At 69.1% G+C, this 23409-nt stretch carries 17 protein-coding genes and 1 tRNA gene; 6 read left to right on the top strand and 12 right to left on the bottom strand.

Annotated features, from left to right (window positions below; translation table 11 throughout):
* Nucleotides 1-29: 29 nt before the first annotated feature.
* The 3 genes from hutU to AC3WR5_RS05330 all read left to right on the top strand — a co-directional run bounded on the left by hutU (nucleotide 30) and on the right by AC3WR5_RS05330 (nucleotide 4959).
* The gene (hutU, locus tag AC3WR5_RS05340) at nucleotides 30-1736 is read left to right on the top strand and encodes a urocanate hydratase (RefSeq protein WP_492482434.1); all 1707 of its coding nucleotides are present in this window, start codon (nucleotides 30-32) and stop codon (nucleotides 1734-1736) included.
* A 6-nt stretch (nucleotides 1737-1742) separates the two neighbouring features.
* Nucleotides 1743-3293, top strand: a complete 1551-nt coding sequence (gene hutH / locus AC3WR5_RS05335; protein ID WP_492482432.1) for a histidine ammonia-lyase — start codon at nucleotides 1743-1745, stop codon at nucleotides 3291-3293.
* Between the two features lie 73 nt (nucleotides 3294-3366).
* A complete protein-coding gene (locus AC3WR5_RS05330) occupies nucleotides 3367-4959 on the top strand; it encodes an alkaline phosphatase D family protein (RefSeq protein WP_492482430.1) in 1593 nt (530 codons plus the stop codon).
* Between the two features lie 3 nt (nucleotides 4960-4962).
* On the opposite strand, the gene AC3WR5_RS05325 is transcribed toward AC3WR5_RS05330, so the two are convergent.
* From AC3WR5_RS05325 to AC3WR5_RS05305, 5 genes are all read right to left on the bottom strand, one after another.
* The gene (locus tag AC3WR5_RS05325) at nucleotides 4963-6003 is read right to left on the bottom strand and encodes an asparaginase (RefSeq protein ID WP_492482428.1); all 1041 of its coding nucleotides are present in this window, start codon (nucleotides 6001-6003) and stop codon (nucleotides 4963-4965) included.
* Nucleotides 6004-6016: 13 nt separating this feature from the next.
* Nucleotides 6017-6313, bottom strand: a complete 297-nt coding sequence (locus AC3WR5_RS05320; RefSeq protein WP_492482426.1) for a hypothetical protein — start codon at nucleotides 6311-6313, stop codon at nucleotides 6017-6019.
* Between the two features lie 134 nt (nucleotides 6314-6447).
* Nucleotides 6448-8886: a YgiQ family radical SAM protein gene (locus AC3WR5_RS05315; protein ID WP_492482424.1), complete on the bottom strand. Its 2439-nt coding sequence runs from the start codon at nucleotides 8884-8886 to the stop codon at nucleotides 6448-6450.
* 200 nt (nucleotides 8887-9086) lie between these two features.
* Nucleotides 9087-10187, bottom strand: a complete 1101-nt coding sequence (locus AC3WR5_RS05310) for a DUF748 domain-containing protein (RefSeq protein WP_492482422.1) — start codon at nucleotides 10185-10187, stop codon at nucleotides 9087-9089.
* Between the two features lie 90 nt (nucleotides 10188-10277).
* Nucleotides 10278-10742, bottom strand: coding sequence for a C40 family peptidase (locus AC3WR5_RS05305; RefSeq protein WP_492482420.1), 465 nt, complete (start codon nucleotides 10740-10742; stop codon nucleotides 10278-10280).
* Between the two features lie 45 nt (nucleotides 10743-10787).
* Here AC3WR5_RS05305 and AC3WR5_RS05300 point away from each other — a divergent pair, with 45 nt between their 5' ends.
* Nucleotides 10788-11660, top strand: a complete 873-nt coding sequence (locus AC3WR5_RS05300) for a DUF429 domain-containing protein (RefSeq protein ID WP_492482418.1) — start codon at nucleotides 10788-10790, stop codon at nucleotides 11658-11660.
* Nucleotides 11661-11687: 27 nt separating this feature from the next.
* Here the strand turns inward: AC3WR5_RS05300 and AC3WR5_RS05295 are convergent, their stop codons facing one another.
* The 5 genes from AC3WR5_RS05295 to AC3WR5_RS05275 form a co-directional block, all read right to left on the bottom strand.
* Complete coding sequence (locus AC3WR5_RS05295) at nucleotides 11688-12398, bottom strand: hypothetical protein (protein WP_492482416.1); 711 nt, start codon at nucleotides 12396-12398, stop codon at nucleotides 11688-11690.
* Between the two features lie 188 nt (nucleotides 12399-12586).
* Nucleotides 12587-13501, bottom strand: a complete 915-nt coding sequence (rocF, locus tag AC3WR5_RS05290) for an arginase (RefSeq protein ID WP_492482414.1) — start codon at nucleotides 13499-13501, stop codon at nucleotides 12587-12589.
* A 130-nt stretch (nucleotides 13502-13631) separates the two neighbouring features.
* Nucleotides 13632-14570, bottom strand: coding sequence for an LOG family protein (locus tag AC3WR5_RS05285; protein WP_141290095.1), 939 nt, complete (start codon nucleotides 14568-14570; stop codon nucleotides 13632-13634).
* Between the two features lie 75 nt (nucleotides 14571-14645).
* Entirely contained in the window at nucleotides 14646-15407 is a 762-nt protein-coding gene (locus AC3WR5_RS05280) for a HesA/MoeB/ThiF family protein (RefSeq protein ID WP_492482629.1), read from the bottom strand.
* 121 nt (nucleotides 15408-15528) lie between these two features.
* Nucleotides 15529-16959 carry a S41 family peptidase gene (locus AC3WR5_RS05275; protein ID WP_141289333.1) on the bottom strand — a complete coding sequence of 477 codons (1431 nt, stop codon included), beginning with the start codon at nucleotides 16957-16959 and terminating at the stop codon, nucleotides 15529-15531.
* 220 nt (nucleotides 16960-17179) lie between these two features.
* Here AC3WR5_RS05275 and AC3WR5_RS05270 point away from each other — a divergent pair.
* Nucleotides 17180-17254, top strand: a tRNA-Arg gene (locus AC3WR5_RS05270).
* Nucleotides 17255-17477: 223 nt separating this feature from the next.
* The gene (locus tag AC3WR5_RS05265) at nucleotides 17478-18461 is read left to right on the top strand and encodes an aldo/keto reductase (protein ID WP_492482412.1); all 984 of its coding nucleotides are present in this window, start codon (nucleotides 17478-17480) and stop codon (nucleotides 18459-18461) included.
* Here the strand turns inward: AC3WR5_RS05265 and AC3WR5_RS05260 are convergent.
* Nucleotides 18449-19111: a GntR family transcriptional regulator gene (locus AC3WR5_RS05260; RefSeq protein WP_492482410.1), complete on the bottom strand. Its 663-nt coding sequence runs from the start codon at nucleotides 19109-19111 to the stop codon at nucleotides 18449-18451. The genes AC3WR5_RS05265 and AC3WR5_RS05260 overlap by 13 nt on opposite strands.
* Nucleotides 19112-19121: 10 nt before the next feature.
* Nucleotides 19122-23408, bottom strand: a complete 4287-nt coding sequence (locus AC3WR5_RS05255; protein ID WP_492482408.1) for a translocation/assembly module TamB domain-containing protein — start codon at nucleotides 23406-23408, stop codon at nucleotides 19122-19124.
* Nucleotide 23409: the final 1 nt, after the last annotated feature.

Raw genomic sequence — 23409 nt, 5'->3', positions numbered from 1 at the left:
GACTTCATCCGTCCATTGCAGGAGCTGCCATGCCCGACCTGAGCTCGCCTTCCGCTGCCACCATCGCCGGGCCCCGCCCCGTCAAGGCCCCCACCGGCACCACGCTGCACTGCCAGAACTGGCTGATCGAAGCGGCCTACCGCATGGTGCAGAACAACCTGGACCCGGAAGTCGCCGAGAACCCGGACGCGCTGGTGGTCTACGGCGGCATTGGCAAGGCGGCGCGCGGCTGGGCCTCGCTGGAGCAGATTCTTGCCACGCTGCGCACCTTGAAGCCGGATGAATCGCTGCTGATCCAGAGTGGCAAGCCGGTCGGCGTGTTCCGCACCCATGAAGACGCGCCCCGTGTGCTGATCGCCAACTCCAACCTGGTGCCCAAGTGGGCCACCTGGGAACACTTTCACGAGCTGGACCGCAAGGGCCTGATGATGTACGGCCAGATGACGGCCGGCAGCTGGATCTACATCGGCAGCCAGGGCATCGTGCAGGGCACTTACGAGACCTTCGTCGAAGCCGCGCGTCAGCATTTCGATGGCCAAGCGCAAGGGCGTTGGATTCTCACGGCTGGTCTGGGCGGCATGGGTGGCGCGCAGCCGCTGGCTGCAAGCTTCGCCGGCTTCTCGTCGCTGACCATCGAGTGCCAGCAAAGCCGCATCGACTTCCGGCTGCGCTCGCGTTACCTCGATGAGCAGGCGACCGACATTGACGACGCGCTGGCCCGCATGCAGAAGTACGCCGCCGAGGGCAAGGCGATCTCGGTCGGCCTGCTGGGCAATGCCGCGGACGTGCTGCCCGAGCTGGTCAAGCGTGCCAAGGCCGGTGGCGTGAAGCCGGACCTGGTGACCGACCAGACCTCGGCGCACGACTTGGTCAACGGCTACCTGCCGGTGGGCTGGTCGGTCGAGCAATGGCGCGCTGCGCAGGCCGATGCCAGCCAGCACACCAGGCTGCGCGACGCTGCTGCCCAGGGCTGCGCGGTGCATGTGCAGGCCATGCTGGACTTCCAGGCCATGGGCATCCCGACCGTGGACTACGGCAACAACATCCGCCAGGTCGCCTTCGACCAGGGCGTGAAGAATGCCTTCGACTTCCCCGGCTTTGTGCCAGCCTACATCCGCCCGCTGTTCTGCCGCGGCAAGGGCCCGTTCCGCTGGGTGGCGCTGTCGGGCGACCCGGAAGACATCCGCAAGACCGACGCGAAGATGAAGGAACTGTTCCCCGAGGACCAGGGCCTGCACCGCTGGCTGGACATGGCCGGCCAGCGCATCGCCTTCCAGGGCCTGCCGGCGCGCATCTGCTGGATAGGCTTGGGCGACCGCGACCGCGCCGGCCTGGCCTTCAACGAGATGGTGCGCAATGGCGAGTTGAAGGCCCCCATCGTGATCGGCCGCGACCACCTGGACAGCGGCTCGGTCGCCTCGCCCAACCGCGAGACCGAAAGCATGATGGACGGCTCCGATGCCGTCTCCGACTGGCCGCTGCTGAACGCGCTGCTGAGCACCGCAGGCGGCGCCACCTGGGTCAGCCTGCACCACGGCGGCGGCGTCGGCATGGGCTACTCGCAGCATGCCGGCGTGGTGATCGTCTGCGACGGCACCGAAGCGGCCGACAAGCGCATTGCCCGCGTGTTGTGGAACGACCCAGCCACCGGCGTGATGCGCCACGCCGACGCTGGCTACGAGATCGCCCGCCAATGCGCCCGCGAGCACCACCTGAACCTGCCGATGCTGGGCTGAACTGACATGACGAGCGAACTGACCCTGACCCCCGGCGCACTGACGCTGGAACAACTGCAAGCCCTGCATGCCGGCGGCGTGACGCTGGTGCTGGACGACGCCGCGCGCCCGGCCGTTCGCGCCAGCGCCGCAGTCGTGCAGGCCGCTGCCGCGGGTGATGCGCCGGTCTACGGCGTGAACACCGGCTTTGGCAAGCTGGCCAACAAGCGCATCAGCAACGAAGACCTGGCGCTGCTGCAGCTCAACCTGATCCGCTCGCATTCGGTGGGCGTGGGCGAGCCGCTGCAGCCTTCGGTGCTGCGACTGATGCTGGCGACCAAGGCGGCCAGCCTGGCGCGTGCGCACTCCGGTGTGCGCGAGGTGGTGATCGACACACTGCTGGCCGTGCTCAACGCCGGCCTCGTGCCCTACGTGCCCAGCCAAGGCTCAGTGGGTGCCTCTGGCGACCTGGCCCCGCTGTCGCACATGACGCTGGCGCTGCTGGGCGAAGGGGAGTTCCTGGTGGACGGCAAGCGTGTGCACGCGGCCGGAGTGTTGACCGATGCGGGCATTGCCCCGCTGGTGCTGGAGGCCAAGGAAGGCCTGGCGCTGATCAACGGCACCCAGACCTCGACCGCGCTGGCGCTGCACGGCTTGTTCGCCTTCGAGCCGGTGCTGGAAGCGGCGCTGGTGATCGGCGCGCTGACGGTGGACGCCGCGCGTGGCTCGGACGGCCCGTTCGACCCGCGCATCCATGCGCTGCGCGGCCAGCCCGGCCAGATCGACGTGGCGCAGTACTACCGGGCTTTGCTGGCCGGCAGCGCGATCCGCGCGTCGCACGAAGAAGGCGACGACCGGGTGCAGGACCCGTACTGCCTGCGCTGCCAGCCGCAAGTCGTTGGCGCCTGCCTGGACCAGCTGCGCCATGCCTCGCTGGTGCTGGTGCGCGAAGCCAATGCGGTCACCGACAACCCGCTGGTGTTCCCGGAAGACGGCGCCATGATTTCCGGGGGCAACTTCCACGCGGAACCGGTGGCCCTCGCGGCCGACGCGATGGCCGTGGCCATCGCCGAAGTGGGCGCCATCGCCGAGCGCCGCATCGCGATGCTGATCGACGCCAGCGTCTCGCGCCTGCCGGCCTTCCTCAGCGCCGACGCCGGCCTGAACAGCGGCTTCATGATCGCCCATGTCACCGCCGCGGCGCTGGCCAGCGAGAACAAGTCGCTGGCCCACCCGGCCAGCGTCGACAGCCTGCCCACCAGCGCGAACCAGGAGGACCACGTTTCGATGGCCACCTTCGCCGCGCGCCGCCTGCAGCCTATGGTGGCCAACGTCTCGCACATCCTGGGCATCGAGTTGCTGGCCTCGGCCCAGGCGATCGAATTCCTGCGTCCGCTGCAAAGCTCGGTGGTGCTGGAATGGGTGCACGCGCTGCTGCGCCAGCACAGCGCCGCCATGCCCACCGACCGCTACCTCGCGCCAGAGATCGAACGCGCAACCACGCTGGTCCGCAGCGGCGAAGTGGGCAGCGTGCTGCGCACATTGCCGGGCCTGCCGGCGTTGTGGGTGCCGGCGTAAGCGCCCGCCGCTGTCATCAAGCTGCCGCAACTCGCGGCAAGCATGGCGGGTTGTCCTTCCAGGAATGCCCGCCATGTCCAGCCTCATCCTGCCTCGTCGCCGCCTGCTGATCGCTTCTGCCGCACTGAGCGGTGGCGGCCTGAGCGGCATCCTCGCGCACGCCCAGGCGCCGGCCGCGATCACGCGGGACGCGGCGCGGCCGAACTTTCCCTCCGGCGTTCAGAGCGGTGATGTGCTGGCGGACCGCGGCATCGTCTGGGCGCGTGCCGACCGGGCGGCGCGTTTGTGGGTCGAATGGGACACCACGCCGACCTTTGCCAACGCGCGCCTGCTGCGTGGCCCGTACGCGCTGGAAGCGACCGACTTCACTGCCCGCATTGACCTGACGGGGCTGCCGGCCGGGCAGGGGATCTTCTACCGCGTGCAATGGGAAGACCTGGCTGGCGGCACGCGCTCCGAGCCCATGGTGGGCCGCTTCCGCACCGCGCCCGCCTCTCGCAGGGACATCCGTTTCCTGTGGTCCGGCGACGCCGTGGGCCAGGGCTTTGGCATCAACGGCGACCTGGGCGGCATGACGATTTACGAGGCCATGCGCAAGCGCGAGCCGGACTTCTTCATCCACAGCGGCGACACCATCTACGCCGACGGCCCGCTGCAGGCCGAGCTGAAAGCGTCTGACGGCAGCACCTGGCGCAATACCGTGCTGACCGAAGAGAAGAGCAAGGTCGCCGAGACGCTGAAGGAGTACCGCGGCGCGCACCGCTACAACCAGCTCGACGACAACCAGCGCCGCTTCGCCGCCGAGGTCATGCAGCTCTGGCAGTGGGACGACCATGAGGTGACCAACAACTGGTCGGACTCGAAGGACGTTTCGGGTGACCCGCGCTACACCGAGAAGAACGTCGCGCTGCTGACCGCGCGCGGCGCGCGCGCCTTCCTCGAAAACGCGCCGATGCGCTGGTTCGCCCAGGAGGAAGAGCAGCGCGTGTACCGCCGCATTCCCTACGGCCCGCTGCTGGACGTGTTTGTGATCGACATGCGCAGCTACCGCGGCGCCAACAGCTTCAACCTTCAGCCCACGCTGGACGCGTCCTCCGCCTTCCTCGGCCCGCAGCAGATGGCCTGGCTGCGTGACGGCCTGAAGGCCAGCCGCGCGACCTGGAAGGTGATCGCGGCCGACATGCCCATCGGCCTGCTGGTGCCGGACGGCAAGGACGCCCAGGGCCGCGACAAGTTCGAGGCCGTGGCCAATGGCGACGGCCCGGCGCTGGGCCGCGAGCTGGAGATCGCGCAGCTGCTGTCCTTCATCAAGCACCAGCGCATTCGCAACACCGTGTGGCTGACGGCCGATGTGCACTACACGGCAGCGCACCACTACCACCCGAACCGCGCGCAGTTCCAGGACTTCGACCCGTTCTGGGAATTCGTCAGCGGCCCGCTGAATGCAGGTACCTTTGGGCCGAACCCGTTGGACAACACCTTCGGCCCCGAGCTGCGCTACGTCAAGGCCCCGGCGCCGGGCCAGAGCAACCTGCCGCCCAGCGCCGGCCTGCAGTTTTTCGGCGAAGTGCAGATCGACGGCAGGAGCGCGGCGATGACGGTGCACCTGCGCGACATGCGTGGCGAGTCGCTGTGGCAGACGACGCTGGCGCCGCAGCGCAGCTGAGGCTCAGTTCGGCAAGCTGGCGCTCAGGCGGCCGACCTCGATGCCGTTCCAGTTGCGCAGCGTGACGCTGCGCAACGGTGCCAGCAGCGCATGGTCCGCATCGTCGCGCGCGACCAGACTGGCCAGCAGCTCGGCCATCACGACTTCGGCGGCGCGCGCGGTGTTGCCGTCGTCCATCTTCAGCGCCACGCCCAGGCCCAACTCGGGCAGCGCGGCGCAGTAGACGCCTTCGGCGCCGACCTTGCAGCACACGCGTTCGCCGAAGTGCTGCATCACGGTGGTGTCGAACCGGCGGGTGCCGGCGACCATGAAGGGCTCGCGGGCGATGGCCTGGCGCAGCCGCAGCGCGGCCGCCGCGTGGTCCGCCGACAGGCCCTGGCCGCTGGCCACGCGTGCAAAGCCCAGCGCGAGCTGGCGCAGCGGCACGCCGTAGGTGGGAATGGAGCAGCCGTCGGTGCCGACCGGCGCATCGGCCAGGTCGTAGCCGGTGGCGGCCTGCAGTGCGGCCTCGACCTCGCGCATGACCGGGTGGCTGCGCTGCACATAGCCGCGCAGGAAGGCGCGCGGGTCGGCGCCCTGGTCCTGCGCCAGCAGGCAACCCAGGCAGACAAAACCGGCGTGTTTGCCGGAGCAGTTGTTGTGCAGCGCGCTGGGCACCTGGCCAAGCGCTGCGAGGGCGCGCGTGGCCTGGTCGAAGCCGGGCCAGTGGGCGCCGCATTCGAGGGCCGCGGCGTCCAGCCCGGCCTGGGCCAGCGTGGCGGCGGCCGTGGCCACATGGGCCGGCTCGCCGCCGTGGGAGGCGCAGGCCATCGCGAGTTGTGCGTCGCTGAGGCCGAAGCGTTCGGCGGCGCCACTGGCCACCAGTGGCAGCGCCTGCAGGATCTTCACCGCGGAGCGCGGAAAGACCGGGCGGTCGATCTCACCGAACTGCAGCCGCAGTGCGCCGGTGGCGTCCATCACCGCGACCGAGCCGCGGTGTTCGGATTCAACCGTCTCGCCGCGCCAGGCCTGCGCCAGCACCGGGTGGGCAGCGCCCTGGCTCATCGCGCCGGAAGGATCAGGCGAAAGTGCCGACTGCGGCCAGCGACGCGGTGTGCGCGCTCTTATGGGTCTTCTTGGCGTGCTGCGAGCTCTTGGCGGCGCTGGCCGTCTTGGTCTTCTTGCTGCCGCTCTTCTTGGCCTTGTGCGAGCTCTTGTGCGCCTTGTGCGCGGTCTTGGACTTCTTGGCCTTGGCCGGGGCGGCCTGCTCGGTCGGGGCCGCTGCCTGTGCCTGGGCGGCGCCAACGGCGCCAAACGCCATGGCGAAAGACAGCAGCAGGGGGGGCAGGTGGCGCAGGCGGGAAGGGGTGGACATGGGGTTCTCCTGAGGGATTCAGAGGCCGGCGGGCGAGCCGCCAGCTGCGTTGCCATCCTATCTCGGCCCATGGGTGCCGGCCAGCGCAAAAGCGAGTGTGCACTGCGGGCAGAGGCCTGTAGGTGCCTGCTGACTCAGCGCGGTTTGCGGCCGCCGGGCTTGGTCGCCGAGGCGGGGCGCCCCACCGGCTTCGCGGCCACAGGCCGGCTGGCCGGCTTGGCAACGCCGGGGCGGGCCGGGCGGCTGCCGTTGTCCCGCGGCGGCAGGCCGGTGTGCTGGGTCAGGATGCGGCCCGCTGTGGGCCTGGTGGCGGTCTTGGCGCCGGTCTTGGCCACCGGCGTCGAATTGCTGCGGCGAGCGCTCTGGTAGCTGCCGTCGGTCGTCGGCTGCCAGGTGGGAATGAGATGGTGCTTGCCGTTGCCGATCAGGTCGGCGCGGCCCATGTCCTTCAATGCATCACGCAGCAGCGGCCAGTTGTTCGGGTCGTGGTAGCGCAGGAAGGCCTTGTGCAGGCGGCGGCGCTTGTCGCCCTTGACGATGTCCACGCGTTCGCCCTTGCGCGCGTCGCGGCTGATGCCCTTGAGCGGGTTGTGGCCCGAGTGGTACATGGCCGTGGCGGTGGCCATGGGCGACGGATAGAAGGTCTGCACCTGGTCCGCGCGGAAGCCGTTGTGCTTGAGCCAGATCGCCAGGTTCATCATGTCTTCGTCGCTGGTGCCCGGGTGGGCGGCGATGAAGTACGGGATGAGGAATTGCTTCTTGCCGGCCTCGGCGCTGAACTTCTCGAACATCGCCTTGAAGCGGTCGTAGGTGCCGATGCCCGGCTTCATCATCTTCGACAGCGGGCCGCCTTCGGTGTGCTCCGGCGCGATCTTCAGGTAGCCGCCCACGTGGTGCGTCACCAGCTCCTTCACGTACTCGGGCGACTGCACGGCCAGGTCGTAGCGCAGCCCGGAGCCGATCAGGATCTTCTTGACGCCGCGCAGCGCACGGGCGCGGCGGTACATCTTCACCAGCGGGCCGTGGTCGGTGTTCAGGTTGGAGCAAATGCCGGGGTAGACGCAGCTCGGCTTGCGGCAGGCGGCCTCGATCTCGGGGCTCTTGCAGCCGATGCGGTACATGTTGGCGGTGGGCCCGCCGAGGTCCGAAATGATGCCGGTGAAGCCCTTGACCTTGTCGCGGATCTCCTCGATCTCGCGGATCACCGAGTCTTCCGAGCGGCTCTGGATGATGCGGCCTTCGTGCTCGGTGATGGAGCAGAAGGTGCAGCCGCCGAAGCAGCCACGCATGATGTTCACGCTGAAGCGGATCATCTCCCACGCGGGGATCTTGGTCTCGCCGTCATGGCTGCCGTTTTCGTCGGCGTAGCTCGGGTGCGGGCTGCGCGCGTAGGGCAGGTCGAAGACGTGGTCCATCTCCTCGGTGGACAGCGGCAGCGGCGGCGGGTTGATCCACACGTCGCGGGCGGTGTGGCCTTCGCCGTGGCGCTGCACGATGGCGCGCGCGTTGCCGGGGTTGGTCTCCAGGTGCAGCACGCGGTTGGCGTGGGCGTAGAGCACGTTGTCGCTCTTGACCTGCTCGTAGGCCGGCAGGCGGATCACGGTGCGGTCGCGCGGCGTGGTGATGGCGCGGCTGCCCAGCTTCTCGACCGGGCGGCGGATCAGCAGCATGGGCTTGGCACCGTCGGCCGCAGGCGGCGTGTCGCCCGTCTTCGCGGCTTCGGCCTTGGCGCAGCTGGCGCCGTTGTCGTCGGCCTGTTCCTCGATGGTGAGGTAGGGGTTCAGCAGCTTGTCGACCTTGCCGGGGGTGTCGACCTCGCTGGAGTCGACTTCGTACCAGCCGTCCAGCGCCAGGTCGTCCGGCTTGCGCATGAAGGCGGTGCCGCGCACGTCGGTGATGCTCTCGATCGGCTTCTTGGCCGCCAGCCGATGGGCGATCTCGACGATGGCGCGTTCGGCATTGCCATAGACCAGCAGGTCGGCCTTGGCGTCCACCAGGATGGAGCGGCGCACCTTGTCGCTCCAGTAGTCGTAGTGGGCGATGCGGCGCAGGCTGGCCTCGATGCCGCCGATCACCACCGGCACGTCCTTGAAGGCCTCGTTGCAGCGCTGGGTGTAGACCAGCGTGGCGCGGTCCGGCCGCTTGCCGCCGACGTTGCCGGGGGTGTAGGCGTCGTCGCTGCGGATCTTGCGGTCCGCGGTGTAGCGGTTGATCATCGAATCCATGTTCCCGGCAGCCACGCCGAAGAACAGCTTGGGCTTGCCCAGGGCGCGGAAGGCGTCGGCCGACTGCCAGTCCGGCTGCGCGATGATGCCCACGCGAAAGCCCTGCGCCTCCAGCGTGCGGCCGATCACGGCCATGCCGAAGCTGGGGTGGTCCACATAGGCGTCGCCGCTGACGATGATGATGTCGCAGCTGTCCCAGCCCAGCTTGTCCATTTCCCTGCGGCTCATCGGCAGGAAAGGCGCGGTGCCGAAACGCTTGGCCCAGTACGGACGGTAAGCCGTCAACGCCTTGGGCTTGGCATTGGCCTTGGCATCGGAACGGACGGGGGCTTCGAGGGTGGCGGACACGGTAGCGGCAGAGGAAGGGGGCCGGAAAGACCAAAGCCGGGCGGGCCACAGGCACGTCCGGCATCAAGAGCCCGCATTGTCCCAGGTGTCGGCCTTGCTGGCGATAACCCCACGCGGCGACCGGCTCAGGCCTGCGCAGGACCGCACACTGCCGCCGCAGCCGCAGCCGCAGCCGCAGCCGCAGCCGCAGCCCGGTCCGCTTAGCGCCCCAGCAGCCCCTTGAACATCTGGCCCACGCCTTCGACCACGCCGCCGACGCTGACGCCCACGCCCTCGGCCAGGCCGGCAGCAAAGCGCCTGGCCAGGCTGTCGTTGACCGAGAAGTTCGGGTCGTCCAGCCGGCCTTCCAGCGTGAAGTTGACCTCGATCCGGCCCTTGTGCGCCATGGTGTCCAGCACGGCCTGGCGGCTGGCGGTGCCAAGGCCGTCCCACCAGCTGCCGCTGTGGTTCAGCGCCAGCCCGGTGAGGGTGACGCGGCCGGGCGCATGCAGGTGGTCGGCCTTGACCTGGGCCTTCAGTTGCAGGTCCAACTGGCCGCGCTGGATGCCGCCTTCGGCGACCTTCAGCAGGTAAGGCTGCAGCGCGCGCAGGTCCACGCCTTGCAGTTCGGCGCTGAGGTCGGCGTCATGCGTGGCGGGTGTCAACTCACCGTCCAGCTTGAGCTGGCCGTCATGGTTGCCGGCGCCACCCGGGCCACGAAGCAGGCCGCACACCTTCAGCGACATGGGCCGGTCCAGCGCCGGCAGCTGCAGGTTGCCCAGCGTGGCGTTCAGCTCGCCGAGCTGCAGGTGATGTGGCCGCGCACGCAGCGGCTTCAGCGAGTCGTCGTAGAAGTCGACCTGCACATCCTTCAGCTGCACCTCGTTGATCACCAGCGTGGGCGCGCTGGCTTCGGCCTGGCTGGCGGCGCTGGCCGGTGCGGTTTTCGGCGCCGCGGGGCGGGTTGGGGCGCGGGCGGGCGTCGTGGCGCTTTCCGGCTGCAGCAACCCGGGCAGGAGCTGCAGCTTGCCATCACGGCCACGCAGCAGGCTCAGGGACGCACCTTCGACCTCGATGCGGTGCAGCTGCCACGGCCCCGAGAAAAGGCTGCGTAGCGCCGGCTGCACGAAGACGCGGCGGGCGCTGAGTTCATCCTCGGCGGGCCAGCCTGGCGCCGCGGCCAGGCGCAGGTCCTGCACCGTCAGCCCGTTCCAGTCCACCGAGATGGCGCCGACGCTGGCGCGCGGCCCCAGGTGCTCGCGCAGCGTGCTGTCCAGCCGGTGCAGCAGCAACTGGTACAGGCCTGCGAGGCCCACCAGCATGATCAATCCAATCCCCAGCCACCATCCGGCGCGACGCGAAACACTCACCATGGGCTGGATTGTCGCCAAGCCGGCAAGGCCGGCCATGGATCATGGTCGGCGGTAGGCGGTGGGCTGCCGCGCCCAGTAACCGCTGTCCAGCCGGTCCAGGCGCACCTCGCCGCCGGTGGATGGTGCATGCACGAAGCGGCTGTCGCCCACGTAGATGCCGGCATGCGTGGGCCGGCCGCGGCCGAAGATCACCAGGTCGCCGGTGCGCAGCTCGCCGGCCTCGACTGGTTGGCCGAACTGGTTCAGGTCGGCCACCGTGCGTGGCGGCGCCACGCCGGCCTGGTTGCGGTAGACGTAGCCGATCAGGCCGCTGCAGTCGAAGCCGCCTGCGGGTGTGTTGCCGCCATAGCGGTAAGGCGTGCCGACCAGGCCCATCGCATGGATGGCGATGTCGGATGATTGTTCAGGCGTCAGGCGCGCGAAGCGTGGCGTTGTGCCGCACGCCGCCAGCAGCAGCGGCAACAACAGACAGAGTCGCCAGGCCAGGCGATGGAATGCGTGCATGGCGGCAATTCTGTTGCAACTCGGGCGGCCGGGGACAATCCTCGCATGTCTTCTGCTGCGCCACCTGTCACATCGTCGCCGCCTGCCTGGGCCCAACTGCCGCTGCTGGGCGTCGACTTTTCGAGCGCGCCCAGCCGGCGCAAGCCGGTCATCGTCGCAAGGGGCACGCGCGCCGGTGCGGCCGTGCGCCTGGACGGGCTGGACGCGCACGAAACCCTGGCCGGCTTCGGCGACTGGCTGGCCACCACGCCGGCTTGGCTGGGCGGCTTCGACCTGCCGTTTGGCCTGCCGCGCGAACTGGTGCTGCAACTGGGCTGGCCGGCAGAATGGGCCGCGCTGATGGACCACTACGCCGGCCTCACGCGCGAGCAGATCCGAGCTCACTTCTCGGCCTTCTGCGACGCCCGCCCGGTCGGCGGCAAGTTCGCCCACCGCGCCTGCGACGGGCCGGCCGGATCGTCGCCCAGCATGAAGTGGGTCAACCCGCCGGTTGCCTTCATGCTGCATGCCGGCGTGCCGCTGCTGCGCGCGGCCGGCGCCTGGTTGCCGGGGCTGATGCCGCAGCCGCAAGCTGCGCAACGCATCGCGCTGGAGGCCTATCCCGGCCTGCTGGCGCGTGAACTGCTGGGCAACCGCTCATACAAGGCTGACGACAAGGCGCGCCAGACGCCGGAGCGCCTGATCGCCCGCAAGGACCTGGTGGATGCCTTGGAGCAGGGCCGCACCCGGCTGGCACTGCGGCTGCGGCTCAGCCACGCCCAGCGCGACGCACTGGTGGCCGACGCCAGCGGCGACAGGCTGGACGCGGTGCTGTGCCTGCTGCAGGCCGCATGGGCGCAGCAGCACGCGGGCCTGGGCCTGCCAGCGGGCGTGGACCCGCTGGAAGGCTGGATCACCAGCGCCGTGCTGGCGGGTTGAGGGCCGCCGGCGAAGGCGCTGCGTCGGTCAGAGCGTCGACATCGAGACGGTGGTGTTCACGCCGTTTTGCGTGTACACCGCCGAGATCCTGGCCGCGGAGCCAATGGTGCCGGACGTGTTGATCTCGAAGCAGTCCTTCTCGGTCGAGCTGAAGCTGTTGCCGGCTGCCGTCGAGGTGTAGGTGTTGGTGACGCAGAAGTACGGCGTGCTGTCTGCCTTCTCGACCGACCAGGTGGCAGCACCGGTGCCGATCTGCGGCGAGCCCGCCGAGCAGCTGCTGTATTCGGTCCACGAGGCCAGCGGGCCGCTGTTACCCATGGCCGCCGAGGTCGGCGGCAGGCCGACGTTGCTGGGCAGCGCGCAGCTGCCATCCGAACTCACGGTGCCGACAAACGCGTTGCTGGCGTTCAGGTAGTGGGTGACGTAGTCGCTGGACGAGCCGCCATTGGCGGTCGCGGTGGTCGTCAGCCGGCGGATCTTCGCGGCCTCACCGGTGCCGGGGAAGGTCCCGTCGGCCAGCAGGCTCAGGTCCAGCGTGGACGACACCGAGGTGTTCTGCCCGGAGCCGCTGACCGTGCCCGACAGCGACCAGCTGTGGGCGCTGGCATACAGGTTGGCCCAGGCCGCATTGGTGGCGTAGACCGTGCTGGAGCCGGATTCGTCGGCACTGCCACCACCGCAGCCGCCGAGGATGGCGGCGGCAAGCGCCACCACCGAAATACCGCAGAAACGTTTCATGGGCCCTCCCTGGCCAAAACGAAATTCGAAGGAGGGCGATGCTAGCCGAAGCGCATGAACATCCGTGGGCGTCAGGGCAAGCTGGGTGGCGTGCCGTGGCATCTCCAAGCGGCCGGCGCCGGGCCGTCCCAAGGCGGCCGCGCAACCCGCCCGGCGGGTGGTCTCGTGTACCCGCGGGACCGGGTGCCTCATTTCCGCATCAGGGTGCTCTTGCCGAACAGGCTTTCGATCAGGTCGACGGCGATCTCTGCGGTCTTGTTGCGCACGTCCAGTGCCGGGTTCAGCTCCATCACGTCCAGGCTGCCCATGCGGCCGGTGTCGGCGATCATTTCCATGCAGAGCTGGGCTTCGCGGTAGGTCGGGCCGCCGGGGATGGTGGTGCCGACGCCGGGGGCGAGGTCCGGGTCCAGGAAGTCCACGTCGAAGCTGACGTGCAGGTGGGTGTTGGCATCCATCGTCGCCAGCGCCAGCTCCATCGTGTGGCGCATGCCCATTTCGTCGATGTAGCGCATGTCGTAGACCTCCAGGCCCACCTCGTGCACGAACTTCTTCTCGCCCGCGTCCACGCTGCGGATGCCGATCTGGCGCAGCCACTTCGGGCTGATCGCCGGCACCTGGCCGCCGATGGAGGTCAGCTCGGTCGGGCCATAGCCGCACAGGCAGGCCACCGGCATGCCGTGGATGTTGCCGCTGGGGGTCAGGTCGCTGGTGTTGAAGTCGGCATGGGCGTCCAGCCACAGCACGCGCAGCTTCTTGCCGGCGTCGCGGCAATGGCGGGCCACCGCGCTGATGGAGCCGAGTCCCAGGCAATGGTCACCGCCCAGCAGGATGGGCATGCGGCCGCCGCTCAACTCGGTGTAGACGGCGTCGTGCACCAGCTGGTTCCAGGTCACCACCTCGGCCAGGTGACGGTAGCCCTGGTCCGGTGGCAGCCAGGGGTTGGGCGGGCCGTTGAGGTTGCCGCGGTCCTGCACTTCAATGCCGTGGCTTTGCAGGATCGGGCCGATGTTGGCCACGCGCAAGGCCTCCGGGCCCATGCTGGCGCCGCGAGCGCCGGCGCCGATGTCGGTCGGCGCGCCGATGAGGGTGACTTTGTTCAGCATGCCCGCGATTGTGCGACGACACGGGCCGAGAACAATGCGTCATTGACCCGCCCGCGCCGAAGGATGCTCGGCAGGGCGGGGAGGCGTCCAGGTTGCCGCCGGGCCGCCCCAAGGCAACTTGACTCCGGTTCTAGATGTCCTCTTCGAACTCGCGTGCCTGGGCGTCGCCGGCGTGCAGGCCGTAATCCTGCGCCAGGATCTGCCAGGCCTCCTCGGCGGTCTCGACGAAGCGGAACAGGTCCACGTCGCCGGCGCTGATCATGCCGGTCTCGACCAGCCAGTCGAAGTTGATCAGCCGGGTCCAGAACTCGCGGCCGAACAGCAGGATGGGCCGGCGCCGGCACTTGCCGGTCTGCATCAAGGTCATGGCCTCGAACAACTCGTCCAGCGTGCCGAAGCCGCCGGGGAAGCACACCAACGCGACCGAGCGCATCAGGAAGTGCATCTTGCGCAGTGCGAAGTAGTGGAACTGGAAGCACAGTTCCGGCGTGATGTACGGGTTCGGTGCCTGCTCGTGCGGCAGCACGATGTTCAGCCCGATGCTCCTGCCGCCGCATTCGAAGGCACCGCGGTTGCCGGCTTCCATGATGCCGGGCCCGCCGCCGGTGACGACGTAGATCGGCGTGGCCAGCGTCTGCGAGCGGGAGGTGACCAGGTGGGCGAAACGGCGCGCTTCCTCGTAGAAGCGGCTCATGCGCAGCTGCATCTCGGCGCGCGCAATCTGCGCGGCGTCGCCGCTCGCCTGGGCGTTGGACAGATGTTCGCTGGCCAGTGCCTCGGCGGGAATGCGGGCGCTGCCGAAGATCACGATCGTGCTCTCGATGCCCTGCTCCTGCTGCACCAGCTCGGGCTTCAGCAGCTCCAGTTGCATGCGCACCGGGCGCAGCTCCGGGCGCAGCAGGAAGTCGGTGTCGGTGAAAGCCAGCCGGTAGCTGCTTTCGGGGCCGTCATAGCGCGGCGCGGCCGGCAGGAGCTGGGTGGCCTCCTGGGAGGCTTCCTGCTCCGCACTGGGAAAGTTGCGGGCCGTGAGCTTGGGTTTGGCGGTATCGGCTTGGGTGGTGGCGTCCATCGAGACAAGGCTAGATCGGAAGACGTGACCGGAACCCCGGAAAAAGCGGGGTTTCGATCGCCTGGGGAAGGGAGCTTAACCCGGCGCGGTGCCAGGGCTGCAGACCGGGCAACCGGCTTGGCGCGCGAGCCGGATCTCGCTCCAGGCCATGCGCCGCGCGTCCAGCATCTGCAGCCGGCCGGCGAGGCTGGTGCCAATGCCGGCCAGCAGCTTCAAGGCTTCCGCGGCCTGCACGCTGCCGATGATGCCGACCAGCGGCGCAAACACGCCCATGGTGGCGCAGCGGGCTTCGTCGGGCGCGCTCTCGGGCGGGAACAGGCAGGCGTAGCAGGGCGAGGCGGGCAGGCGCGGGTCGTAGACCGAGACCTGGCCGTCGAAACCGATGGCGGCGCCGGACACCAGCGGCTTGCCGTGGCGCACGCAGGCGAGGTTGATCGCGTGGCGGGTCGCGAAGTTGTCGCTGCAGTCCAGCACCACGTCGGCCTCGGCGACCGCCGTGTCCAGCCAGGCGGCGTCGGCCCGCAGCGCCACCGCGGTGACCCGGGCTTCGGGGTTCAGCGCCAGCACGGCCTCGCGGGCCGATTCGACCTTCCGCTGGCCGACGCGGGCCTGGCTGTGGGCGATCTGGCGCTGCAGGTTGGTGGTGTCCACCGTGTCGGCGTCCACCAGTGTCAACCGGCCGACGCCGGCCGAGCCGAGGTACAGCGCCACTGGCGAGCCCAGCCCGCCGGCGCCTATCACCAGCGCATGCGAAGCCAGCAGCCGGCGCTGGCCTTCTATGCCGATCTCATCCAGCAGCAGGTGGCGCGAGTAGCGCAGCAGCGCGTCGTCGCTCAGACCATCATCAAGGCCATCGTCTTGGGTCATGCGGAGAGGTCCGGCCGGGCCGGAAACAACAAAGGCGAAGCGGTGGCACAGAGCCGCCGGCTTCGCCTGGTGTGGCTTGCAGCGAGCGAGCTTATTCGGTCGCGGCTTCGGCCTTGCGCTCGGTCATGGACTTGCTGACCATGACCTGCTTGCCCTTGAGCTGGTTCAGGGCCTGCACCAGCTGGAAGTCCTCGGCGCTGCCGAATTCAGGCAGCGGCTTGGGCGGTTCCTTGGACTTGGCGACCTGCTCTTCGAGCTTCTTGCGCGCTTCTTCGCGGGCCTTTTCGCGGGCTTCGTCCTTCTCGTCGCCATTGCCCAGGTGCTTTTCCAGGTCGGCTTCGCGGGTGCGCAGCGCAGCGAACACATTGCCTTCGGCGGTTTCGTCCAGCCAGATGTCCGGCACGATGCCCTTGGCCTGGATGGAGCGGCCGCTGGGCGTGTAGTAGCGCGCGGTGGTGATCTTCAGCGCGGTGTCGGCCGTCAGCGGGCGCACGGTCTGCACCGAGCCCTTGCCGAAGGTCTGCGCACCCATCAGCGTGGCGCGCTTGTGGTCCTGCAGCGCACCGGCGACGATTTCGCTGGCCGAGGCCGAGCCTTCGTTGACCAGCACCACCATCGGCACCGTCTTGAGCGAGGCCGGCAGCTTCTTCAGCGGGTCGGCGCCGCCGCGGCGCAGGTAGTTGTCAGGCGTGGCGCGGAATGTCGCCTTCGATTCGGCGATCTGGCCATTGGTGCTGACGACGACCGAGTCAGACGGCAGGAAGGCCGAGGCAATGGCCACCGCACCTTCGAGCAGGCCGCCCGGGTCGTTGCGCAGGTCCAGGATCACGCCCTTGATGTTCGGGTCCTGCTTGTAGATGTCTTCCAGCTTGCGCGAGAAGTCTTCCACCGTGCGGTCCTGGAACTGCGTCACGCGGATCCAGGCGTAGCCGGGTTCGACTTCCTTCGCGCGCACGCTCTGCACGCGGATTTCCTCGCGGGTGATCGTGACCGGGAAGCTGCGGTTTTCGTTTTTGCGGAAGATGGTCAGCACGACCTTGGTGGACGGCTCGCCGCGCATGCGCTTGACCGCCTGGTCCATCGACAGGCCCTTGACGGCCGAGTCGTCGATCTTGGTGATCAGGTCACCGGACTTCAGGCCGGCGCGGAAGGCGGGGGAGCCTTCGATCGGGGAGACCACCTTGACCAGGCCGTCTTCCATGCCGATCTCGATGCCCACGCCGACGAATTTGCCGGTCGTGCCTTCACGGAATTCCTTGAAGGACTTCTTGTCGAAGTACTGGGAATGCGGGTCCAGCCCGGCCACCATGCCGGAGATGGCATCGGTGATCAGCTTCTTCTCGTCCACCGGTTCGACGTAGTCATTCTTGACCATGCCAAATACCGCGGCGAGTTGCTGCATTTCCTCCAGCGGCAGCGGGCCGTAGGTGTTGCGCGCCTCGGCCTGGAATTGAATGGTCGTCAATGCGCCGGCCAGCGCCCCCATCGTGAGGAGACCTGCCACCTTCAATTTGGCACCCATGTGATGTCCCGCTTTCAAACTAGAAGTCATTCGACCAGATGGTCAGTATAGGACTCGCCGCTCTCAGCAAGACTTTGAACTGGCCGTAAAGTTGCTGGTTTTTGAAGGCTATTGGCGTGAGCCAACACTCACTGCGCTCACTTTTCAGGCCAGCCTTCGCTGCGTCACCCCGGCTCCGCGTCAATCGACGTGCGCAGCTGAGGCACAATGCGCGCCGGTCGGCTCCATGGTTCAATGGATAGAACAGCCCCCTCCTAAGGGGCAGATCCAGGTTCGATTCCTGGTGGGGCCACCATTTCGGCCGCCGACCACACAGCGCATCTGCGCTCAAATTGGCCGAAATCAAGGGCATGCCGCCCGCCAAGCGCGTCTTCTCGCGTTCAACATGTTTTTCTCATTGGATCGCCCGCCGCGCAGCAGGCAGCGTTGCGCTGCGCATCTGGAGGCGCAGGCAGGCCATGTTTCGTCTGGGTTAGGATTATCGATAATCCAATTCCTGTGCTTCGGAGACCTGTCCCATGCAATACCGTGAACTCGGCCGTACCGGCTGGAAGGTGTCGACCATCAGCTTTGGCGCCTGGGCCATCGGCGGCACCTGGGGTCAGGTGAACGACGAAGAATCGATGGCCGCGCTGCACCGCGCGCTGGACCGTGGCATCAATTTCTTCGACACCGCCGATGTGTACGGCGACGGCCACAGCGAGCGGCTGATCGCCCGGCTGCGCAAGGAGCGCAGCGAACCCTTTTACGTGGCCACCAAGGCCGGCCGCCGGCTCAGCCCGCACGTGGCCGAGGGCTACAACCGGGAGAACCTGACGGCGTTTGTCGAGCGCAGCCTGCGCAACCTGAACACCGAGGCCCTCGACCTGCTGCAGCTGCACTGCCCGCCAACGCCCGTCTACTACCTGCCCGAGGTTTTTGGCGTGCTGGACGACCTGGTGCGCGCCGGCAAGCTGCGCCACTACGGCGTCAGCGTCGAGAAGGTGGAGGAGGCGCTGAAGGCAATCGAATTCCCCGGCGTGCAGACGGTGCAGATCATCTACAACATCTTCCGCCAGCGGCCGGCCGAACTGCTGTTCCGCGAGACGCTGGCGCGCCGCGTCGGCATCCTGGCGCGGGTGCCGCTGGCCTCGGGGCTGCTGTCGGGCGGCATCTCGCGCCAGACCCGGTTCGAGGCCGACGACCACCGCAGCTTCAACCGCGAAGGCGCGGCCTTCGACAAGGGCGAGACCTTCTCCGGGCTGGATTTCGAGAGCGGCCTGGCCGCGGTCGAGGCCTTGCGGCCGCTGGTGCCGGCCGGGCAGACGCTGGCGCAATTTGCACTGCGCTGGATCCTGATGCAGCAGGCCGTGACCTGCGCGATTCCCGGTGGCCGCCGGCCGTCCCAGGTCGAGGACAACGTGCGCGCGGCCGATCTGCCGCCGCTGCCTGACGCGACGATGCAGGCCGTGGGCGCAATCTACGCACAATACGCCAAGCCGCAGGTGCATCACCTCTGGTGATCGGCGCCCTGCAGGTAGTCGAGCTTCGCCAGCTGCAAGTGGGCGACACACAGCTCGGCGAGTGCCACGCTGTCGCTGCCCTTGAGCAACTGGATCATCGCCAGGTGCTCCTCTGCCGCGGCTTCCGAATGGCCCGCCGTCGCGGTGCGCTGGGCGCGTACCGGCAGGCTCAACCCCATGTAGTGGCGGATCGAGGCCACCAGGTACGGGTTGCCGCAGCCGCTGAACAAGGTCAGGTGGAACGCGTCGTTGACGCGATGCAGCGCGCTGAAGTCACGCTCCCGCAGATGCTGCAGGAACTGCGTGTGCAAGGCCTCCAGCGCTTCGACCAGTGCAGGCTCGGCCGGCAACGGAATGTGCAGCGCGGCCTGCCGCTGCAGCAGTTCGCGCACCTCGTAGATCTGCCGCACCTCGGTCGGCGCCAGCGCCCGCACGCTGGCGCCCTTGTTCTTCTCGCGCACCACGATGCCCAGGCGCTCCAGCTCCACCAGCGCCTGACGTACGCCGTGCCGCGTGGCGCCGAAGCGCGCCATCAGCGGGTCTTCGATCAGGCGGCTGCCGGGCGGCAGGCGGCCGAAGATGATGTCCTCGCCCAGTGCCTTGACCACGCCTTGTGTATCACTGAACAGTGTCGACTCGGGCTTGGACACAATGTCCCCGCTAGTCCCAGCGCCAGGTCCAGATGGCATCAAGCGCGCTGTCCTCTCCGGACTGCGCCCGCAGCGTGAACTTCTGGGCAACGCGGTAGATGAGCTGCCAGGTGCCGGTGGCGGCGTTGACGCCGCGTTCGTAGCCCACGTACCAGCGGCGCGTGAGCTGTTTGCCGACGGTGACGACGGTGGTTTGCACGTTGTTTTCGCCGGCCGCCTGGCGCAGCGAAAAGTCGCTGAGGCCGATGTTTTCCAGCAGGTTGTCGGTCGGGCTGCCGCTGTTGCCCATCAAGAGGGCCAGCGCGGCGCGCTGCAGCAGCGCGGTGTCGGCCTGGCCCAGGCCTTCGGGGGCGCGGCCCATGACCAGCCAGCTGAGCTTGTCGGTGTCGCTCATCTCGGTGTCGCTGGCCAGGCGCACGCGTGGGTTCAGCGCGGTGCCGGTGATCAGCACGCCGACCTGCACGTCCAGGTTGGGCCGGATCGCGTAGATGTCCAGCCGCGGGTCGTCCACCGGGCCGGTGAACAGGATGCTGCCGCGCTCGATCTGCAGCTTCTGGCCGTAGGCCGCGTAGTTGCCGCCGACCGTGTGCACTGTGCCGGCGACCGCCAGCTTGCCGCGCGGGTTGGTGATCTTCAGTGCGCCTTGCAGCCCGGTGTCGATGCCCTTGCCGCGCAGCCGCAGCTTCTGGCCCAGGTCCAGCTGCAGCGCCAGCTGGGTCACGCGCTGGCTCTGGCCGTTGGCCTTGTCGTCCTGCGCGGCTTCCTCGGCCTCGGTCCTGGCCATCACCACGTCTTCGGGCAGCGTGGGGCCGTCGCCGCGGCTGATGTCGATCAGCCCTTCGTCCAGCGTGACGTTGCCGTTCAGGCTCAGCGTGTCCTTGTCCAGCCCGAGCTGGGCCTGGCCGCTGGCAACAATGGTGCGGTCAATGCGGCCCAGCGCCTTGAACTTCTGGGCCTCGATGCTGACCTTGGCCGAAGGCTTGGCCCCCAACTCTGCCGTGCCAGTGGCGCTGATGCTGCCGTCGCCGCCCTTGAATGCCAGCTGCTCCAGCCGTGCGCGCTGGCCTTCCAGCAGCAGCCTGGCCTGGCCATTGGTGAGCGACACGCCCAGCAGCGGGTTCTGCACGCTCAGGCGCTGGCCGGTCAGCTCGCCGGAGATTTCCGGTGCGCCCAGCGTGCCGGCGATCTTCGCCGAGCTGGCCAGCTCGCCGCCCAGGCGCCAGCCGGCCGGCATCCACGGCGCCCAGGCGCTGAGCTTGGTGACCTGCAAGGTGAGCGTGCCCTGCATCGGCGAGCTGCTGGCAGGCAACAGCTGGTCCGGCCCGGCCTGGATGGACAGCGCGGCACCCAGCGCGCCGAGGTACTGGCCGGCCAGCGCCTGGGTGAACTGCCAGCTGCCATCGTGCGCCTTCAGGCTCAGCCGCAGGTCGGTGAGGCCCAGCGGCAACTGGCGCGTGGTGGACAGCAGGCCGTCCTCGTCCAGCGCCAGGTCGCCGCTCAGGCGCTCGATCACGGCTTCTGCTTCCAGCCTGCCGTCATAGCGCAGCTGCAGCTGGCCGCCCAGCTTCAGGTCGCCGGCCCACACGGCATCCGGCTGCAGCCGCTGCAGCAGCGGGGCGACGCTGGTTTCCTTCAGCTTGGCCTGCAGCGCCAGCAGCGGGGGCCGGTCCGCCGCGGGCTGGCTGAAGCGGGCTTCGCTCCATTGCAGCGCGGTGCCCAGCAGCGTGAGCTCGCCGGGCGACAGCTGGGCCTGGCTGAGCCGGCCGTCGGGCTCCCAGTGCAGCTGGGCGCTGAGCTCGCGTGCGGCCAGCCAGTCCTGGCCATTCGCTTGGCCATTCGCCTGGCTGTTGGCCTGCACCCCGCGCAACTGCAGCTGGCTCAGCTGGCCGGTCCAGTCGGCGCTGCCTTGCGCATTTCGGGCGTAGTGGCCGGCGAGTTGCAGCTGCAGCTTCGCACCGGGTTTGTTGCCGTTGGCGGCCAGTTGCTGCAGCCAGTGGGGCGGCTGCACCGGGCTGTCCAGTGCCAGTTGCAGCTGGTGCTGCGCCAGGCCGCCGTTCAGCGAGGCCTTGAGCTGGTTCAGCTTGACCTGGCCGACGATGAGCTGGCTGCCGTCGAGCTGCAGGTCCAGTGGCCAGTCGCCGCCCACGTCGCCCTTGCCGTGCAGCTGCGCCTTGTCCAGCTTCAGCGTGCCGGCCTGCAGGGCGGAGACCGTGCCATCGGCACGCCATTGCCAGTGGCCGGCCTGGCCGGCGGTTTCCTGCAGGCCCAGCTGCAAATCCAGCCCGCCGGCGCTGGGTGCCCAGGCGCTGGTGGCCGCCTGCAGCCTGGCCAATGGCGCCAGCGCGGCCAGGCGCGGTGCCTTCAGTGACAGGCTGCCGCGGCCGTCGCTGCCGGGGTTGTCGCGCCAGCTGGCCTGCAGCTTCGCGTCATCGGCCAGCAGTTCGGCATCGGCTTGCTGCTGCTTGTCGTCGTTTTTCAGCTGCAGGCTGCCTTGCAGCGGCAAGCCGGCGAAGGTGCTGGGCGCGAGATTCAACGCCAGCTGGCCGCGCAGTGCGCGCCACAACACGCTGGGGTCCTGGGCGGCGGCCTCCAGCGCGCTTTCGGGCAGGCTGGCCTGGCTGTCCAGGCTGGCGTTGAGTTGCTGCGGTGCCTGTTGCCAGGCGCTGTTGGCAGCGCCCGGCCACCAGACGCGCAGGTCCAGCGCCTGCAGCTGGCCGGCGAGCTGCCAGTGCAGCCGCGCGTCCGGGCTGCGCTCGATGCGGCCTTTCAGCGATGCGGAGGCCGCGTCGGCCTTCAGCTCCAGCGTGTTGATCAGCGCCTCTTGGGTGGAGAGCTGGGTGTCGAGCTGCAGCGAGACCGGCGGCGTCGGGTCGCCACGGCCTTGTCCGGCCGGACCCTGGCGGCCTTGCAGCTGGCCGGTCAGCTTGGCGAGCACGGACAGCACCGGATCGGCGGCCGGCGGCGGCGTGGGGGCCGAGGCGGCTGAGGCTGACGCGGCGGCTGCGCCGGGTGCGGGCACCGGCGCCAGCGCAAGGTCAATCGGGCCGCTGAGCAGCAGCGCCGGCAGCCGCTTGTCCAGCGCCGCGGGTTGCCATTGCTGCAGCTTCAGCGCCAGCTCTGCGCGGGCGCTGCCGGCCTTGGCATCGACCAGGTAGCGGCCGTCGCCGGACCAGCGGCCTGCCGCGGCCTGGCCGTTGGCCCACTCGATGGACAGGTTCTCCAGCCGCAGTTCGCTCAGCGGCTGCGGCGTGCCGGCGGCACGCAGGCTCAGCTCGCGCACCGGCAGGCGTTGTTCGTCCCAGCGGCCTGGCTGGTCGTTGTGCAGGCTGAGCTCGGCCTGGGCGGGCTGGTTCAGCCCGCTGCTGTGCAGCGTGGCGGTGCCGCGCAGGGCGGTGTGCGGCGCGTTGCTGACCAGCGCCGCCAGGTCCAGCGCCTCGGTCTTCAGGTCCAGCTCGCCCAGCGGCCACGGGGCAAACGGCTGCAGCCGGGTCTGCAGCTGCACGCTGGGCGCAGTCTTGCCGGCCACCGCCTGGCCTTGCAGCTCGGCTTGGGCAGCCAGGTCGGCCAGCGGGCCGTGGGCGTTCAGCTTGGCCTGCCAGGCCGGGCTGCTGCCGGGCTGGCTGCGCAGCGCCAGCTGGGACTGCAGCGTCATCGCGCCTTCGGTCAGCAGGCTGGCAGCGCCACTGAGCTGGAAGCGGTCGCTGTCGAGCTGGGCGATGGCGATCTGGTGCTGGCTGCCACCCTTGGCGCCCAGGTGCAGCTTGGCCTGCAGGTTGCGCAGCAGCGGCAGGGTGTCGACCTGCAGGCTGGCCACGCGCAGCTCGTCCACCAGCAACTGCACCGGCAGCCGCAGGCTCTTGGGCGCACCGCTGGGCGGGGTGGCCGGGGTCGCGGTGGTTTTCGAGTGCCACTGGGCGCTGCGGGCGCTCAGGTGCTTCATTGCAATGCCGGCCCAGGCCTGGGCATCGGGCCGCCAGGTCCAGCGCAGGCCGTCCAGCGAAACCTGCTCCATCACCAGCTCGCCGGCGCCCAGCGTCAGCGTGAGGCGATCGGCGGTCAGCGCATCGCCGCCCAGCGCGCCGCGCCAGTTGTCCAGCTTCAGGCCGGGCACCTGGGTCAGCAGCCAGTAGGTGCCAGGTTCGCTGCGCCACAGCCAGCCCAGGCCGCTGCCCACGAGCACGACCAGTGCCACCAGCAGCCCGCCCAGCGACCAGGCCAGGCGACGCAGCCAGCGGCGCTGCGCGCGCGTTGGCGCAGCGGGCACGGTGTCGGTTTCGGTGCTGGGGGAATCGGACATG

Source organism: Ideonella sp. FW305-24, from assembly GCF_058788035.1.
The sequence above is the reverse complement of the archived record's forward strand: the minus strand, read 5'-3'. Positions and strand labels throughout refer to the sequence as shown.

What these genes read in the sequence shown, in the direction of transcription:
- AC3WR5_RS05300 (WP_492482418.1), top strand. Translation starts at nt 10,788, where the DNA reads ATGTCTTCTGCTGCGCCACCTGTCACATCGTCGCCGCCTGCCTGGGCC.
- AC3WR5_RS05295 (WP_492482416.1), bottom strand. Translation starts at nt 12,398, where the DNA reads ATGAAACGTTTCTGCGGTATTTCGGTGGTGGCGCTTGCCGCCGCCATC.
- AC3WR5_RS05310 (WP_492482422.1), bottom strand. Translation starts at nt 10,187, where the DNA reads ATGCTGGTGGGCCTCGCAGGCCTGTACCAGTTGCTGCTGCACCGGCTG.
- rocF (WP_492482414.1), bottom strand. Translation starts at nt 13,501, where the DNA reads ATGCTGAACAAAGTCACCCTCATCGGCGCGCCGACCGACATCGGCGCC.
- AC3WR5_RS05330 (WP_492482430.1), top strand. Translation starts at nt 3,367, where the DNA reads ATGTCCAGCCTCATCCTGCCTCGTCGCCGCCTGCTGATCGCTTCTGCC.
- AC3WR5_RS05255 (WP_492482408.1), bottom strand. Translation starts at nt 23,408, where the DNA reads ATGTCCGATTCCCCCAGCACCGAAACCGACACCGTGCCCGCTGCGCCA.
- AC3WR5_RS05275 (WP_141289333.1), bottom strand. Translation starts at nt 16,959, where the DNA reads ATGGGTGCCAAATTGAAGGTGGCAGGTCTCCTCACGATGGGGGCGCTG.
- AC3WR5_RS05265 (WP_492482412.1), top strand. Translation starts at nt 17,478, where the DNA reads ATGCAATACCGTGAACTCGGCCGTACCGGCTGGAAGGTGTCGACCATC.
- AC3WR5_RS05305 (WP_492482420.1), bottom strand. Translation starts at nt 10,742, where the DNA reads ATGCACGCATTCCATCGCCTGGCCTGGCGACTCTGTCTGTTGTTGCCG.
- hutH (WP_492482432.1), top strand. Translation starts at nt 1,743, where the DNA reads ATGACGAGCGAACTGACCCTGACCCCCGGCGCACTGACGCTGGAACAA.
- AC3WR5_RS05285 (WP_141290095.1), bottom strand. Translation starts at nt 14,570, where the DNA reads ATGGACGCCACCACCCAAGCCGATACCGCCAAACCCAAGCTCACGGCC.
- AC3WR5_RS05325 (WP_492482428.1), bottom strand. Translation starts at nt 6,003, where the DNA reads ATGAGCCAGGGCGCTGCCCACCCGGTGCTGGCGCAGGCCTGGCGCGGC.
- hutU (WP_492482434.1), top strand. Translation starts at nt 30, where the DNA reads ATGCCCGACCTGAGCTCGCCTTCCGCTGCCACCATCGCCGGGCCCCGC.
- AC3WR5_RS05320 (WP_492482426.1), bottom strand. Translation starts at nt 6,313, where the DNA reads ATGTCCACCCCTTCCCGCCTGCGCCACCTGCCCCCCCTGCTGCTGTCT.